General features: G+C 69.2%; 19 protein-coding genes. 12 read left to right on the plus strand and 7 right to left on the minus strand.

Annotation, left to right across the window (positions count from 1 at the left end; translation table 11 throughout):
• Position 1 precedes the first annotated feature (1 nt).
• Genes ACFWUU_RS09175 through ACFWUU_RS09210 form a run of 8 tightly spaced genes read left to right on the plus strand, consistent with a single transcriptional unit; the run spans position 2 to position 4,897 of the window.
• On the plus strand, positions 2-832 hold the full coding sequence (locus ACFWUU_RS09175; RefSeq protein WP_380174060.1) for a NifU family protein: 831 nt from the start codon (positions 2-4) through the stop codon (positions 830-832).
• Positions 829-1,497: a DUF5947 family protein gene (locus ACFWUU_RS09180; RefSeq protein WP_202877555.1), complete on the plus strand. Its 669-nt coding sequence runs from the start codon at positions 829-831 to the stop codon at positions 1,495-1,497. The genes ACFWUU_RS09175 and ACFWUU_RS09180 overlap by 4 nt, the downstream gene beginning before the upstream one ends.
• Positions 1,490-2,122, plus strand: coding sequence for a DUF6084 family protein (locus tag ACFWUU_RS09185; RefSeq protein ID WP_137252843.1), 633 nt, complete (start codon positions 1,490-1,492; stop codon positions 2,120-2,122). The genes ACFWUU_RS09180 and ACFWUU_RS09185 overlap by 8 nt, the downstream gene beginning before the upstream one ends.
• Entirely contained in the window at positions 2,119-3,396 is a 1,278-nt protein-coding gene (locus tag ACFWUU_RS09190; RefSeq protein ID WP_137252842.1) for a hypothetical protein, read from the plus strand. The genes ACFWUU_RS09185 and ACFWUU_RS09190 overlap by 4 nt, the downstream gene beginning before the upstream one ends.
• Positions 3,393-3,896 carry a hydrogenase maturation protease gene (locus tag ACFWUU_RS09195; protein WP_137252841.1) on the plus strand — a complete coding sequence of 168 codons (504 nt, stop codon included), beginning with the start codon at positions 3,393-3,395 and terminating at the stop codon, positions 3,894-3,896. Before ACFWUU_RS09190 ends, ACFWUU_RS09195 begins: the two co-directional genes overlap by 4 nt.
• Complete coding sequence (locus ACFWUU_RS09200; protein WP_380091395.1) at positions 3,896-3,997, plus strand: DUF6893 family small protein; 102 nt, start codon at positions 3,896-3,898, stop codon at positions 3,995-3,997. The genes ACFWUU_RS09195 and ACFWUU_RS09200 overlap by 1 nt, the downstream gene beginning before the upstream one ends.
• 4 nt (positions 3,998-4,001) lie before the next feature.
• Complete coding sequence (locus ACFWUU_RS09205; RefSeq protein WP_137252840.1) at positions 4,002-4,220, plus strand: HypC/HybG/HupF family hydrogenase formation chaperone; 219 nt, start codon at positions 4,002-4,004, stop codon at positions 4,218-4,220.
• Entirely contained in the window at positions 4,217-4,897 is a 681-nt protein-coding gene (locus tag ACFWUU_RS09210) for a DUF6390 family protein (protein ID WP_380174062.1), read from the plus strand. Before ACFWUU_RS09205 ends, ACFWUU_RS09210 begins: the two co-directional genes overlap by 4 nt.
• Here ACFWUU_RS09210 and ACFWUU_RS09215 read toward each other — a convergent pair.
• The 3 genes from ACFWUU_RS09215 to ACFWUU_RS09225 are packed head-to-tail and all read right to left on the minus strand — an operon-like array spanning position 4,849 to position 6,956.
• A complete protein-coding gene (locus ACFWUU_RS09215; RefSeq protein ID WP_137252839.1) occupies positions 4,849-5,250 on the minus strand; it encodes a helix-turn-helix domain-containing protein in 402 nt (133 codons plus the stop codon). The genes ACFWUU_RS09210 and ACFWUU_RS09215 overlap by 49 nt on opposite strands.
• 45 nt (positions 5,251-5,295) lie before the next feature.
• Positions 5,296-5,574 (minus strand): muconolactone Delta-isomerase family protein, encoded by a 279-nt coding sequence (locus ACFWUU_RS09220; protein WP_137252838.1) that lies wholly within the window; start codon positions 5,572-5,574, stop codon positions 5,296-5,298.
• 2 nt (positions 5,575-5,576) lie between these two features.
• On the minus strand, positions 5,577-6,956 hold the full coding sequence (locus ACFWUU_RS09225) for an NAD(P)H-quinone dehydrogenase (protein WP_380174065.1): 1,380 nt from the start codon (positions 6,954-6,956) through the stop codon (positions 5,577-5,579).
• A 31-nt stretch (positions 6,957-6,987) separates the two neighbouring features.
• On the opposite strand from ACFWUU_RS09225, the gene ACFWUU_RS09230 reads away from it, so the two are divergent.
• Positions 6,988-7,449 (plus strand): gamma-glutamylcyclotransferase, encoded by a 462-nt coding sequence (locus ACFWUU_RS09230; protein ID WP_137252836.1) that lies wholly within the window; start codon positions 6,988-6,990, stop codon positions 7,447-7,449.
• A gap of 9 nt (positions 7,450-7,458) precedes the next feature.
• Complete coding sequence (locus ACFWUU_RS09235) at positions 7,459-9,090, plus strand: phospho-sugar mutase (RefSeq protein WP_380174067.1); 1,632 nt, start codon at positions 7,459-7,461, stop codon at positions 9,088-9,090.
• Between the two features lie 45 nt (positions 9,091-9,135).
• Here ACFWUU_RS09235 and ACFWUU_RS09240 read toward each other — a convergent pair whose 3' ends face one another.
• The 4 genes from ACFWUU_RS09240 to ACFWUU_RS09255 form a co-directional block, all read right to left on the minus strand.
• Positions 9,136-9,585, minus strand: a complete 450-nt coding sequence (locus ACFWUU_RS09240) for a hypothetical protein (RefSeq protein WP_130444202.1) — start codon at positions 9,583-9,585, stop codon at positions 9,136-9,138.
• A 180-nt stretch (positions 9,586-9,765) separates the two neighbouring features.
• Positions 9,766-10,716, minus strand: coding sequence for a neutral zinc metallopeptidase (locus tag ACFWUU_RS09245; RefSeq protein ID WP_380174069.1), 951 nt, complete (start codon positions 10,714-10,716; stop codon positions 9,766-9,768).
• A 335-nt stretch (positions 10,717-11,051) separates the two neighbouring features.
• Positions 11,052-11,453, minus strand: coding sequence for a hypothetical protein (locus tag ACFWUU_RS09250; RefSeq protein WP_380174071.1), 402 nt, complete (start codon positions 11,451-11,453; stop codon positions 11,052-11,054).
• A 3-nt stretch (positions 11,454-11,456) separates the two neighbouring features.
• The gene (locus ACFWUU_RS09255) at positions 11,457-12,017 is read right to left on the minus strand and encodes a PH domain-containing protein (protein WP_380174073.1); all 561 of its coding nucleotides are present in this window, start codon (positions 12,015-12,017) and stop codon (positions 11,457-11,459) included.
• A 209-nt stretch (positions 12,018-12,226) separates the two neighbouring features.
• On the opposite strand from ACFWUU_RS09255, the gene deoC reads away from it, so the two are divergent.
• The gene (deoC, locus tag ACFWUU_RS09260; RefSeq protein WP_371407338.1) at positions 12,227-13,183 is read left to right on the plus strand and encodes a deoxyribose-phosphate aldolase; all 957 of its coding nucleotides are present in this window, start codon (positions 12,227-12,229) and stop codon (positions 13,181-13,183) included.
• 5 nt (positions 13,184-13,188) lie between these two features.
• On the plus strand, positions 13,189-14,625 hold the full coding sequence (locus ACFWUU_RS09265; protein ID WP_380174076.1) for an aldehyde dehydrogenase family protein: 1,437 nt from the start codon (positions 13,189-13,191) through the stop codon (positions 14,623-14,625).
• Positions 14,626-14,639: the final 14 nt, after the last annotated feature.

The raw sequence follows: 14,639 nt of genomic DNA on the forward strand, positions 1-14,639 counted from the left end.
CATGGATCGACACGACGTCCAGGAGCTGAGCGAACGGATCGACGTACTGCTGGACGAGGTTCAGCGGCGCGCCGATCCGAAGCTGGCCGGACAGGTGGAAGAACTGGTCCGCGCGGTGCTGACGCTGCACGGCGCCGGCCTCGAGCAACTGCTGGGCCTGCTGGACGAGCCGCAGGTCCGGCAGTTGGCCGGGGACGACCTTGTCGCCGGCCTGCTGCTGCTGCACGACCTGCACCCCGACGACGTCGCGACCCGGATCCAGAACGCGCTGGACTCGGTCCGCCCTTACCTGGGCTCGCATGCCGGCGGGATCGACTACCTCGGACTCGACGACGACGGTGTCGTACACCTGCGGCTGCAGGGCAGTTGCGACGGCTGCCCCGGCTCCACGGCGACAGTCCGGCTGACCGTCGAGAACGCTGTCCTCGACGCTGCGCCGGAGGCGATCGCGGTCGACGTCGAGGGCATGGTGAAGGACAAGCAGTCCCTGTTGACCATCGAGCCGTTCCGCCCTCATCGGGACGGCTGGCACCAGCTGGACCTGGTCCCACCCCCCGGCCAGGTCCAGCACTTAACTGTCGGTGGGCTCGACGTGATGGTGGCCAACCTGGCCGGCGCGTTGTTCGCCTACCGGAACACCTGCCCGGCATGCGCGTCCGCTCTGCACCACGGCCGGCTGGACGGTGATCGGCTCACCTGTCCACGGTGCACAGCGCAGTACGACGTACGCCTGGCCGGCCGGGCTGTTGTGGGTTCGCCGCTTGAAGCGCTGCCGCTGCTGCCGGAGGGCTCGGGATGGAAGGTCGCGATCCCGGGGGTGCAACCGGCGTGAGACCACCGCCGAACCTGCGCTCACTCGCGCGGAACAAGCCGCGGCCGGTTGTCGATCCGGTTGCGGTGCTTCGTGAGTTCACCGGCGGCGTCCGGGAGCAGGGTGCGCCGGGTGAGCAGTGCGAGATGTGCGCCGTACCGATCGGTCCGCAGCACTCGCACCTGGCCGATATCCAGGATCACCGGCTGCTGTGCACGTGCCGATCCTGCTATCTGCTGTTCACGGACGGCGGCGCATCGCACGGGCACTACCGCTCGGTGCCGGATCGCTATCGGGCCAACGCGGGCTTCGCTCTGTCGGCGGCGCAGTGGGACGCGATGGGTATCCCGGTCAACCTGGCGTTCCTCTTCTACCAGTCCGATCAGGGCCGGTACGTCGCCTTCTACCCGAGCCCGGGTGGCGCCACCGAGTCGCTGCTCGACCTGACCGCGTGGAACGAGGTGGTGGCCGGCGATCCGCAACTGCAGGAGCTCCTCCCGGATGTGGAGGCCGTGCTGCTGCGCCGGCTCGACGGCGGCTTCGAATGTCATCTGGTGCCGATCGACGCGTGCTACGAGCTGGTCGGGATCGTGCGCCAGTACTGGGAGGGATTCGCCGGTGGAGAGGACGTCTGGCGGCGGATCGACGAGTTCTTCGCGGGGGTTCAGGAGCGAGGCCGTGGTTGACCTGGAGTTCAGCTGCACCGGCGCGGAAGCCGATCGGTACGCCGCGACACCGTCCATCCGGATGCGGCTGCGGATCGAAGAGACGACCGGCACCCCCGTGCACGCGGTCGCGCTGCGCTGCCAGATCAGGATCGAGCCGATCCGGCGCCGCTACACCGACGAGGAAGCCGAGGGGCTGGCCGACCTGTTCGGCGCTCGGTCCCGGTGGGGCGAGACGCTGAAACCGCTGCAGCTGGCGTTCGTCACCCAGATGGTGCCCGGCTTTACCGGCGTCACCGAGACCGACCTGAGTCTGCCGTGCAGCTACGACTTCGACGTGGCCGCCCACAAGTACCTGTACGCCGTCCGCGAAGGCGGCGTACCGCTGCTGCTGTTGTTCAACGGGACGATCTTCACCGGCCGTCCCGGCACCCTCTCGGTGACACCGGTCGCCTGGCAGAAAGAGACGTCGTACGAACTGCCGGTCGTGGTGTGGCGGGAGGCGATGGACCAGCACTTCCCGGGTGCCGCCTGGCTACGGCTGCGGCAGGACACCTTCGACCGGCTGTACCGGTACCGCACGCGGGAAGCCCTGCCCGGCTGGGACGACGCGATCGAGCGACTCCTGAAGGAACAGCTGGAATGAACGAGTTCGACGCCGTCCAGGAGCTCGCGGACGCGCTGTTGTTCGAGGGGTACGTCCTCTACCCGTACCGGGCGTCGGACGGGAAGAACCGGGTCCGCTGGCAGTTCGGCGTACTGATGCCGCCGGACTACTCGGCGGTGGACCCGTCCGAGCGGTCCTGGTCGCAGACCGAGTGCCTGCTCGACGGCGACGACGCGGTGATCACCGTGCGGCTGCGCTTCCTGCAGGCACAGTGGCGGCACGTCCTGGACGCCGACAAGGCCGAGGTCACGGTGCTGGAGACCGAGGATGCGACGTACCGCCCGTGGGACGAGGCGGTGGTGCGAACCGTCGACATCACCACCCGGCTGCAGCGGTTCCCGCGTGAGGTGCCGTTCCACCTGCCCGGCGGTACCGAGACCGAGCCGATCGGCACGGCCGGCTTCCTCCGCCGGACCCGGCAGCCGATCACCGGAACCGTTGCCTTGAGCATCAAAAAGCTCCCCGGCCCGTACGGCGTGACCCGGCTGCGGATCCGGGTCGAGAACACCACCCCGAACGGCAGCTCGGAACGGGTCGGCGCGCTCCGGCAGGCGTTGATCGCCCATCACGTGCTGGTGGCAGCCGAGGGCTGCCGGTTCATCTCGCTGCTCGAGCCGCCCGAGTGGGCCAGGGCGTACGCCGCCGGCTGCGACAACATCGGGCTCTACCCGGTGCTGGCCGGCGACCTGGTGCTGTCGTCGCCGATCATCCTGTACGACCATCCGCGGATCGCCCCGGAGAGCCAGGGCGATCTGTACGACGCGACCGAGATCGACGAGATCCTCAGCCTGCGCACGATGACGCTGACCGAGGAGGAGAAGCGTGAGGTCCGCGGCACCGACCCGCGCACGGCCGAGCTGCTGGACCGGATCGACACGCTGCCGGCGGAGTTCCAGGACCGCCTGCACGGCACGATCCGTTACCTACGCAAGGTCACCGAGCCGGAGCCGGTGAGCAAGCCCTGGTGGGATCCCGGGATGGACAGCACGGTCTCGCCGGCGACCGACACGGTCCAGGTCGGCGGTGTTGCCGTTGGCAACGGTACGCGGGTCCGGCTCCGACCTGGGGTGAAGCGTGCGGACGCGCAGGACATGTTCCTGACCGGGCGGTTCGGCACGGTCGTCGCCGTACTGTCCGATGTCGACGGCGAGACCCACGTCGCGGTCGCGCTGGACGGCGAGGAAGGCGAGGTACAGCGCTCGCACGGCCGGTACCTGTACTTCAGCCCGGACGAACTGGAGCCGATGACATGACCGTTCTGGTGGCCGGCCTGGGCAACCTGTTCTGCAGCGACGACGCCTTCGGGGTGGCCGTCGTCGCGGAGCTGTCGCAGCGCAGTCTCCCGGACGGGGTGGAGGTGCAGGACTTCGGGATCCGCGGGATCCACCTCGCCTATCAACTGCTTGAACCGTACGAACTCGTCGTCCTGGTCGACGCGGTCCAGCGCGGCGGGCCCCCGGGGACGGTCTACGTGATCGAGGCCGAGCCCGGCGCGGAGCCGGGTCCCGAGGTGAGTATGGACGCTCATGACCTCGGACCGGACGCTGTGCTCTCGCTTGTGCCGCGACTCGGTGGCACTGTGGGTCCTGTAGTCGTGGTCGGCTGCGAACCGGCCGCCGTCGACGCCGGGATCGGACTGTCGGCGGCCGTCCAGGACGCTGTCGGGACCGCGGCGCAGCTGGTGGTCGACCTGATCACCGGTCGGGTCTCCGGACCGGCATCCCGGCCCGGTGTGGCGGAGGGGACGTTGTGATGCGCTGGATGCTGGTGGCCGTCGTACTGCTGCTGCTCGTCGGACTGGGGTACTACGGGCTGGACGACGTCCGACGCTACCTCCGGATGAGGGACATGTAGCCCGATGTGCCTGGGCATTCCGGGCCGCGTGGTCGACTGCCCGACCGGCGCCGACCTCGGCCGGGTCGAGGTGGCAGGAGTCGTCCGGGAGATCAACGTGTCGCTGCTCGACGGGCCGTTCGTCCCCGGTGAGTACGTGCTGATCCACAGCGGATTCGCACTGGAGCGGATGTCGGCCGAACGCGCCGCCGACGCGTACGCGTTCTTCGGGGTCGACCTGTGAACGGGCCGGCGATGTTCGCGCGGTACGCGTTCGCGCCCAACCAGCTCGGGTACTGCGGACCCGCCGACGCCGGCGCCCTGCTCGAGGGCCGGACCGGCGTCCGTTTCCGCGCGCTGGCCAAGCAGTTCGAGGGCGCCTGGCCGCAACTGCGGGTGATCGCGGACGCCACCGGTACGTCGGACCCGCTCGACCGCGAGGTGGTCGAGGCCTACTGGGTCGGCAACCGCTTGCTCGACCGGGCCGGCGCCTCCGACGACGGGCTGCCGCACCACAGCTTCCAGGTGTTCTGCCACTACCCGTGGGCGGGCCTGCTGCACGACGAACGCCGTACCGAGCATGCGCTCCAGGTGCTCGACCAGTGCCGGATCCGGTGGGGCAAGGTGATCTCGGCCTCGGGCGGCCAGGTGGTTGTCGAGTCGCGGCCACTGGTCTGGGACGGGACCAGCCTGGCGCTCGGCCTGCCCGGCCGGGACACCGCGACGCTCGGTCTCGGCAGCGTCGAGCTGATCGAGCCCCTGCATCCGGGCGATTGGGTGTCGCTGCACTGGGGCTGGGTCTGCGACCGGCTGTCACCGGCGCAATTGGTTGCCTTACGCCACTATTCGGCGTACCACCTGGAGCTGGTGAATCAGCGTCTCGGCGGCCGCGCCGGTATGTCCGGACCAAGTATCCCGTGACCGTCGAGCTGGTTGACCACTCCGGGTGAGTTGAGAACCGCAGGCCGCGACACCGGCCGGGTGTCCGGCGGACCGGACCGATCCGGCTCCCAGCGGGCCGGGTCCTCGGTCAGGCCGAGCAGATAGGTCACGGTGCAGTCGAGCGCTCCGGCCAGCTCCGGCAGCCGCACCACATCGACCCCGGCGCCGTGCTCGAAGCTCGACAACGTCTTGTTGGTGGTGCGAATCCCACGTCGCGCCAACCGGCTGACCAGCTGCTTCTGCGTCAGCCCGAGCTGCACCCGTCGCGCGCGCAGCCGATGGCTGACCACCAGATGCCGGTCAACAGCCACCTCGCTGCGATCCTCGAACATACGCCAACCCCCTGCAGCAACCTTCCACCGCAGCGCGTGACGGCGTCAATCGCTCCGCGGCCTGGATTCCATCTCCGCCAGGGCGTGCACCGTGTACCGGGCGAAATTGAACACCGGCGCCCGCCCCAGCAATCGTTCGAACTCCTCGTGCGAGTCCACCTCGTAGATCCACGCCCCGCCGTGCGATCCGACCACGTGGTAGCGGGACAGCACCTTCCCCTCGCGCTCGAGCCGCTGCCCGTACTCGGGCATCGCCCCCACCGCACGGGCCATCTCCGGCGACAGCAGACTCAGCTCCATCTGCCACAACACGAGGAACTTCATCGTCAGTTCCTCAGGTGCAGGCGGCGGGCGGCTTCGGCGACCGAGCCCGAAATGGACGGGTAGACGGTGAAGGACTGGGCCACCTGGTCGACGGTGAGGCGCGCGGCCACGGCGAGCGAGATGGGGTGGATCAGCTCGCTGGCGCGCGGGGCCACGACGACCCCGCCGACGACGATGCCGGTGTTGGGCAGGCAGAAGAGTTTGACAAAGCCGTCGCGGACGCCCTGCATCTTGGCGCGGGCGTTGTCGGCGAGCGCGACCTTGACGACCAGCGCCGTACTGCCGCCGGCGTCCACGACTGCCTGGGTCAGGCCGACGGTGGCGATCTCGGGCGCGGTGAAGACGTTCGCGGAGACCGTTGACTGGTCCAACGGTGTGACAGCGTCGCCGAGCGCGTGCGCCATCGCGATCCGGCCCTGCATCGCGGCCACCGAGGCGAGCATGAGTACGCCGGTGCAGTCGCCGGCCGCATAGACACCGCGGGCCGTGGTCCGCGACACCCGGTCGACCTGCACGAAGCCGCTGTCGGTGAGCGACACGCCCGACTCGACCAGGTTCATGTCATCGGTGTTCGGCAGCGATCCGACCGCGAGCAGCGCGTGCGAACCCTCGACCGTCCGGCCGTCGGTGAGCGTCACCACGACCCCGTCGCCGTGCCGCTTGACCGACTCGGCCCGGGACTTGCTCAGCACGGTCAGCCCGCGCCGCTTGAACACGTCCTCCAGGACCGCTGCCGCGTCAGCATCCTCGCCCGGAAGCACCCGGTCCCGGGACGACACCAGTACGACGTCGCTGCCGAGCGCGTCGTACGCGCTGGCGAACTCGGCACCGGTCACCCCGGACCCGACCACGATCAGCCGCTCGGGCAGCTCGTCGAGCTCGTAGACCTGCTCCCAGGTGAGGATCCGCTCGCCGTCCGGCTCGGACCCCTTGAGGATGCGCGGCCTTGCACCGGTAGCGATCAGGATCACATCGGCGTCCAGCCGTTCGTCGCCGACGACCACAGTCTCCGGCCCGTCGAGCCGGCCGCGGCCCCTGACGATCCGGACCTTGTCGGAGTCCAGCCGGCGCTCGATGCCCTCGGACTGGGCGGTCGCCAGCGCCTTGACCCGTTTGTTGACGACGGAGAGATCGACACGCACGGAGTTCGCCGGATCGTCGTCGCCGTCGTCCAGCCGGACGCCGAGCTCGCCCGCCTCCTCCACCTCGGTCATCACCTCGGCGGTGGCGATCAGGGTCTTGCTCGGAACCGCGTCCGTGCGCACGCCGGAACCGCCGATTCCGTCGGAATCGACGACCGTCACCTCCCCGCCGAGTTGGGCGGCCGCACTCGCCGCTTCGTACCCGCCTGGACCGCCTCCGATGATCACAACTCGCGCCACGAGAGGCCATTGTTCCGTATCCTGTGTCGTCGTGACCCTGTACGCCGCGTTTGCGTCGAATCTGGACCCGAACCTGATGGCCGACCGGTGCCCGTACTCCCCGCTGCGCGGGACCGGGTGGATCCACGGCTGGCGACTCACCTTCGGCGGCGAGGAGCTCGGCTGGGAGGGCTCGATGGCCACCGTGGTCGAGGACCCGTCCGACCCGGCCAACCAGGTCTTCGTCGCGCTGTACGACGTCCACCCGAAGGACGTCGAGCGCCTGGACGAGTGGGAATGGATCGCCCAGGACGTCTACAGCAAGATCCAGGTCCGGGTGCAGACCCTGGACGGCGAGCAGCTGGCCTGGATGTACGTGCTGAACGCCTACGAGGGCGGCCTGCCCTCGGCCCGCTACCTGGGCATCCTCGCCGAGGCCGCAGAGGCAGCCGGCGCCCCGGACGACTACGTCGCGGACCTGCGCTCGCGCCCTTGTCAGTCCTCCGGTCATTAGAGTGCCCATGTGACCCAAGATCTGAAGGCCGCCGCCGATGCCTGGCTGAGCGAGGACCCCGACCCTGACACCCGCGCCGAACTGCAGGCGCTGCTGGATGCTGGGGACACCACCGAGCTGGCCGACCGCTTCGCCGGCACCCTCGAGTTCGGTACGGCGGGCCTGCGCGGAGCCGTCGGCGCCGGACCGAACCGGATGAACCGGGTCGTCGTGATCAGGGCCGCGGCCGGGCTCGCGGCGTACCTGAAGGCCAAGGGCCTCACCGACGGACCGGTCCTGATCGGGTACGACGCCCGCCACAAGTCGGACGTGTTCGCGCAGGACACGGCGGCCGTGATCCGCGGCGCGGGCCTGGACGCCGTACTGCTGGACCGGCCGACCCCGACGCCGGTCGTCGCGTTCGGGATCAGGCATCTGCGCGCGGTGGCGGGCGTGGTCGTGACCGCGTCGCACAACCCGCCGCAGGACAACGGCTACAAGGTCTATCTGGGCGACGGCTCGCAGATCGTGCCGCCCGCGGACGCGGAGATCGCGGCCGCCATCGCAGCGGTCGGCCCGCTGGCCGAAGTACCGCGTGGCGACCACTGGCAGACGACCGGCGACGACCTGCTGAACGCGTACCTGGACCGCATCGCCGACCTGGTGCCGGCCGACGCCCCTCGGGAGTTGAAGGTCGCCTACACGCCGCTGCACGGCGTCGGGCGGACCTTGGTCGAGGCGGCGGTCGCGCGCGCGGGGTTCGCCGTACCGCAGGTGGTGGCGTCCCAGGCCGACCCGGACCCCGACTTCCCGACCGTCTCGTTCCCGAACCCGGAGGAGCCGGGCGCGATCGACGCGGCGCTGGAGCTGGCCCGCTCGATGGACGCGGACATCGCGGTCGCGAACGACCCGGACGCGGACCGGTGCGCGGTCGCGATCCCGGTGGATGAGTCAGGCACCTGGCGGATGCTGCGGGGCGACGAGCTCGGCGCGCTGCTCGGCGAGTTCCTGCTCGCACCCGGGCCTACCGGCGTCGCCGCGTGCTCGATCGTGTCGTCGTCGCTCCTCGGCAAGATCGCCGCGTCGTACGGCGTGCGGTACGTCGAGACGCTCACGGGATTCAAGTGGATCGGGCGGGTGCCGGACCTGGTGTTCGGCTACGAGGAGGCGCTCGGGTACTGCGTCGACCCGGCGGCCGTGAAGGACAAGGACGGCGTGTCGACGCTGGTCCGGGTGCTGCAACTGGCCGCGCAGGCGAAGGCCGCGGGGCGCACGTTGCAGGATCTGCTGGACGATCTGGCCGTCAAGCACGGCCTGCACGCGACCGACCAGCTGGCGGTGCGGGTCGACGACCTGTCGCTGATCGCCCAGGCGATGGAACGCCTTCGCGCCACACCGCCCGCGACGCTCGGCGACTACACCGTCGAGCGGATCGACGACCTGAGCCAGGGCTCCGAGACGCTGCCCCCCACGGACGGCCTGCGGTACACGCTGTCCGACGGAGCCCGCGTGGTCGTGCGGCCGTCCGGGACGGAGCCGAAGCTGAAGTGCTACCTGGAAGTGGTCGTGCCGGTCAGCACCGATGTCGCAAGTGCTCGGCGCCGGGCAGGCGAGGACCTGTCCGGCATCAAGCAAACCCTGTCGACCGCGCTGGGTCTGTAACAGCCGTAGAGCAGCTGGGGAGCACCTGGCGGGTGGCTCCCCGGCTCAGCGCGCGGCTGCGGCGGCTTCGGCTTCCTCGGCGTGCAGGGAGCTCTGCAGCGACGAGTGCAGGATGCGGAGCGTGCTGGTGGACTGCATCAGCGCGTCCCGCTCGTCCGGGTTGCGGTTGGCGAGGGCGGTGATGTCGTTGATGCTGGCCTCGATCCGGGCGATCCGGTCGGCGACCGAACCCTCCTGGCTGCTGGCCTTGCGGATCGCGTCGGACGTGACCGTCCAGACGTCTTCCTTGTCGTTGGTCCGGCGCGACATGTCCACCATCTGGCTCAGCGCCGCGAGGTCGTGGTCGACCTGGGTGCGCTCCACCGGTGAGGTGATGCCGGTCGTCGCCTGCCGGAGCCGGGTGACGTGCCCGGACAGCTCCGACCAGGTGGAACGACCGCTCTTGATCTTGTCCAGCACCTTGGCGTACTCGGTGTTGAACTCGTCGTAGTTCACTGTCCTTGACTCCTGCCGTTCGAGGCTCGACTCAGAAACTCTAGGGCGTCCGCACCCGAAACAAGTAACCACACGATCGCAGATCGTGCAGGTGTCGCCAAAACGCAACAGCCGCCCGGTACGCCAACGCGTACCGGGCGGCCGAGTTACGTGCTACGCGACTTCTGTCCGCACCTGAGGTCAGGCGACGTACGCGGAAGAGGCGTTGAAGGTGTTGCAGTTGCCCGCGACCGTGTAGCTGTGCCGCGCGTTGAAGCCGGCGGTCACCCAGAAGGCGTGGTTCTTGATCGAACCGTGGTCCCGCACGCCGCCCGGCTGGTCACCGCTGTTGCTGATCACCCAGTTGTACTGGGTCATGAAGCCACCGCTGAACGGGTAGTTGCGCTTGTTCGCGCCGTCCACGGCACCGCCGAGGCAGGACGCCTGCAGCTCACGACGACGGCTCTCCTCGAGCTGCGCGGCGTAGGTGCTGAAGACCCGCTGCCGCTCCCAGGACGCGTTCAGGATCCCGGTCAGCCACTGGACGTGGTGCCCGTACTCGTGCGAGAGCGTGAAGGTCGCGTACGCCCGCGCCATCGTCGGGCTCTGCTTCCAGTAGTTGATGATCACGTACGCCGGGACGTAGATGTAGCCGTTGCCGACACCACAGAAGAACGCGGTGCCACCGGTGACCACGCCACACGGGGAGTTGACCGCGCTCGAGTTGTGGACGACCAGCTTCGGCGCCACCTTGTACGCCGCGCCGGCCTGCTTCAGCGGCAGGGCCCACGAGCCGTAGAGGCACTTGTACAGGTTGTTCTCGTAAGCGACGACGCCCGCGAAGGTGCGCAGCGAGACGTTGAGCTCCTTGCACTTCGACGTGGGGATGGCACCCGTCTTGTACAGCTTGTTGTAACGCACGACGTTCGTCAGCGACGACTTCGTGGTGAGACCGTCTCCAGCCGGCGGCGGGCCGGCGACCAGACCGGTGCCGATCTCGATCGGCTTCGTGTCGGCGGCCTGCGTGCTGGCCGACGTCGTCGTGCTGGAGGTCTGCGCGGCCTGGGCGTTCGGCAGTGCCAGGGCGGCGAAGCCGGCCAGGGCACCGACGGCGGCCACGCCGCGCAGGGTGATACGGGAGAGGTTGACCATGAGCTCCACTCTCGATGTGTCTAGGGACCTGTCGGACCAATCCTGGGGTGCACAGGGGTTCACCCGAGGTTGAACACGGGTTCTGACGCGGCGATTCGCGCCACAGTTCCCCTCACTGCCCCACTTTTCCGCCCAGGAATCGCAACTGGTCAGGCAGCATACGCCGCCAGTAACCGGGGGTGTGCGCCCCGGCCTGCTGACCGCCGGCCGCGTGCAATTGGGACCGGAGCTCGTTCGCGGCCGGCGCGAACGGATCGTCCCGCCCGCAGTCGATGCGAACGGCAACATCCCGGAAGCTCTCCGCGCGGCCGAACACCTGACTCCGGTCGAAGTCCTCAGGCCCGTCGAACGCTCCGGCCTGTACGTCGTCGTACTTGCGGTACAGCGCCGGGCTCAGCGCCCCGACCACAATCGGCCAGCAGGGGAAGGAATTCCTGGTCGAGCATCAACCCGGGATCGTTGCCGTCGGCCCGCCGATGCCAGTAGCTGTTCTGGCCGCCGTCGACGGTCGCGAGTGCGAAGGGCGGCGTACCTGCCTGCACTGTCGCGGTCAGGTACCGGTCGATGCCGAGGTCGTTGATCGCAGATGTGTGGTCGCCCCCACGACCGTGCAGGACCAGTACGACGGGCCGCTTCGCCGAGGCGTCGTACCCGTCCGGGTAGATGACGCTGTAGCCGACCATGGTCCGGCGGCCTGCCGCGACTCCGGTGCGGAGCAGGATGCGGCGACTGAGCACTCTTCAGCGGACCACGGCCGCCACGATCGCGACCACGGCGAGGACTCCGATCGCGATCAGCTCGGGCTTGGCCCAGCTGGTGATCACGTCACCTTGCGATTGCTCGGAGTACTGGCCCTGGAGGGTCTCGATCCGGTTGACGATGAAGTCCGCCTTGGAGAGCGAGTTGTCCGCCGACAGCTTCCGGCCGCCGACACGCTGCTTACGAAGGTCGCGCATGACCAGTTGGACCCCGGGAGCCCGGAATCGGTTCGCCTCGGTGTGCACCCGGAGGATGTCGGTCACATCGACACCGGTCACCTTGGACCACGGGATCAGATGATCACGCAAGTGGTTACGCAGCAGTAGATTCTCGGGGCTGAGCGTTACCGAGGGCCGCATCAGGAAGACGTACGCCAGCACCATGAAGATCGCGATGATGCTGCCGACCAGCAGCCCGGTGGCGGTCCGCCACTCCAGGACCACGTCGACCAGGCCGAGCACGCCGATCACCAGGACGATGGTCCCGGTGATCCGGTTCGACGCGGACAGGTACTGCTCGCTCTCGGGCGACTTCGACTTCACCCGGACAAGGTAACTGCCTGTCCGGAACGGCACTAGCCGTGGGCGGTGGCCCCGCGCCGTAGCGAGCAGGTGCTCGGTGCGGTAGCTCGGCGTGCGGGAGGGGAGGCCTCGATGTGGTTCATCGTGGCCTTTCCTCCCGTGCGCCGAGGTGCCGTGCCGAGTGCCGCGCAGTAGGCGCGGGGCCGCCGCCCACGGCTAGACTGCCACAGGTGACCACACTCGACAGCGGCGTCGACAGCTTGGCCGACGTGACCTCGTCCGAGGATCGGCTGCGCCGGTTCCTGCTCGGGCTGCCGGGCGTCGACCAGGTCGGCGCCGAGGCCCGGGCCGCCACCCTGAGCACCCGGTCGATCAAGACCACCGCCAAGGCCTACGCACTCGACCTGGCGATCTCGATGATCGATCTGACCACGCTGGAGGGCCAGGACACCCCGGGCAAGGTGCGGGCCTTGTGTGCGAAGGCGAAACGGCCCGACCCGGCCGACCCGACCGCGCCGCAGGTCGCCGCCGTCTGTGTGTACCCGGACCTGGTCGCCACCGCGAAGCACGAGCTGAAAGGCTCCGGGATCAACGTCGCGAGTGTCGCGACCGCCTTCCCCAGCGGGCGTTCCAGCCTCGCGATCAAGGTCCAGGACACGCAGGACGCGGTCGCGGCGGGTGCCGACGAGGTCGACATGGTGATCGACCGCGGCGCCTTCCTGTCCGGACGCTACGGCCTGGTCTTCGACGAGATCACCGCGATCCGCGAGGCCGCCGGCGACGCGCACCTCAAGGTGATCCTGGAGACCGGCGAGCTGGTCACCTACGACAACGTCCGGCGCGCGTCCTGGCTGGCGATGCTGGCCGGCGCGGACTTCATCAAGACCTCCACCGGCAAGGTGTCACCGGCCGCGACGCTGCCCGTCACGCTGGTGATGCTGGAGGCGGTCCGCGACTACCACGAGGCCACCGGGCTGCACATCGGCGTCAAGCCGGCCGGCGGGATCCGGACCGCGAAGGACGCGATCAAGTACCTGGTCACGGTCAACGAGACCGCCGGACCGGACTGGCTGGACCCGGAACTGTTCCGCTTCGGCGCCTCCAGCCTGCTGAACGACCTGCTGATGCAACGCACCAAGCTGGCCACCGGGCACTACCCGGGCCCCGACTACTTCACCTTGGACTGACAGGCATGAGCAGATTCGAGTACGCACCGGCCCCCGAGTCGCGGGCCATCGTCGACATCAAGTCGTCGTACGGGCTGTTCATCAACGGCCAGTTCACCGACGCGACGGACGGCAAGCCGTTCAAGACCATCAGTCCCGCCTCCGAAGAGGTGCTGGCCGAGGTCAGCGAGGCCGGACCGGCCGATGTCGACAAGGCCGTTCGCGCGGCCCGCAAGGCCTTCGAGAAGGTCTGGGGCCCGATGAGCGGCAAGGACCGGGCGAAGTACCTGTTCCGGATCGCGCGGCTGATCCAGGAGCGCTCGCGTGAGCTGGCGGTGCTGGAGTCGCTCGACAACGGCAAGCCGATCCGCGAGTCCCGCGACGTCGACATCCCGTTGGTGGCCGCGCACTTCTTCTACTACGCGGGCTGGGCCGACAAGCTCGAGTACGCCGGTGTCGGCGACGACCCGCAGCCGTGGGGTGTCGCGGGCCAGGTGATCCCGTGGAACTTCCCGATGCTGATGCTGGCGTGGAAGATCGCGCCGGCGCTGGCGGCGGGCAACACCGTCGTACTGAAGCCGGCCGAGACGACTCCGCTGACCGCACTGGCGTTCGCGGAGATCTGCCAGCAGGCCGATCTGCCGCCGGGTGTGGTCAACATCGTCACCGGCGCGGGCCGGACCGGCCAGGCGCTGGTCGAGCACCCGGACGTCGACAAGGTCGCGTTCACCGGCTCGACCGACGTCGGCCGGGCGATCGCCAAGTCGGTGGCCGGCACGCACAAGGCGGTCACGCTCGAGCTCGGCGGCAAGGCGGCGAACATCGTCTTCGAGGACGCGCCCATCGACCAGACCATCGAGGGCATCGTCAACGGCATCTTCTTCAACCAGGGCCACGTCTGCTGCGCGGGCTCGCGGCTGCTGGTCCAGGAGAGCGTGTACGACGAGGTGCTGGCGCGGCTGAAGCGCCGGATGGGCACGCTGCGCGTCGGCGACCCGCTGGACAAGAACACCGACATCGGCGCGATCAACTCGGCGGCCCAGCTGGCGAAGATCCGCGAGCTGTCGCAGATCGGCGAGGACGAGGGCGCCGAGCGCTGGTCGCCGGAGTGCGAGCTGCCGGCCAACGGCTACTGGTTCCCGCCGACCGTCTTCACCGGGGTGTCGCAGGCGCACCGGATCGCCCGCGAGGAGATCTTCGGGCCGGTGCTGTCAGTGCTGACCTTCCGCACTCCGCAGGAGGCGGTCGAGAAGGCGAACAACACCCCCTTCGGGCTCTCCGCCGGGATCTGGACCGACAAGGGCTCCCGGATCCTCTGGATGGCGAACCAGCTGCGCGCCGGCGTCGTCTGGGCGAACACGTTCAACCGCTTCGACCCGACCTCGCCGTTCGGCGGGTACAAGGAGTCGGGCTACGGCCGCGAGGGCGGTCGCCACGGCTTGGAGGCCTACCTTGCCCACTAAGGAACCACAGAGGC

The sequence above is a fragment of the Kribbella sp. NPDC058693 genome (assembly GCF_042715335.1).
Taxonomy (GTDB): Bacteria; Actinomycetota; Actinomycetes; order Propionibacteriales; family Kribbellaceae; genus Kribbella; species Kribbella jiaozuonensis.

Bases quoted from the DNA above. Each gene is read 5' to 3' on its own strand.
- ACFWUU_RS09215 (WP_137252839.1), bottom strand. From the start codon at position 5,250: ATGTTCGAGGATCGCAGCGAGGTGGCTGTTGACCGGCATCTGGTGGTC.
- ACFWUU_RS09200 (WP_380091395.1), top strand. From the start codon at position 3,896: ATGCGCTGGATGCTGGTGGCCGTCGTACTGCTGCTGCTCGTCGGACTG.
- ACFWUU_RS09190 (WP_137252842.1), top strand. From the start codon at position 2,119: ATGAACGAGTTCGACGCCGTCCAGGAGCTCGCGGACGCGCTGTTGTTC.
- ACFWUU_RS09265 (WP_380174076.1), top strand. From the start codon at position 13,189: ATGAGCAGATTCGAGTACGCACCGGCCCCCGAGTCGCGGGCCATCGTC.
- ACFWUU_RS09220 (WP_137252838.1), bottom strand. From the start codon at position 5,574: ATGAAGTTCCTCGTGTTGTGGCAGATGGAGCTGAGTCTGCTGTCGCCG.
- ACFWUU_RS09175 (WP_380174060.1), top strand. From the start codon at position 2: ATGGATCGACACGACGTCCAGGAGCTGAGCGAACGGATCGACGTACTG.
- ACFWUU_RS09205 (WP_137252840.1), top strand. From the start codon at position 4,002: ATGTGCCTGGGCATTCCGGGCCGCGTGGTCGACTGCCCGACCGGCGCC.
- ACFWUU_RS09195 (WP_137252841.1), top strand. From the start codon at position 3,393: ATGACCGTTCTGGTGGCCGGCCTGGGCAACCTGTTCTGCAGCGACGAC.
- ACFWUU_RS09245 (WP_380174069.1), bottom strand. From the start codon at position 10,716: ATGGTCAACCTCTCCCGTATCACCCTGCGCGGCGTGGCCGCCGTCGGT.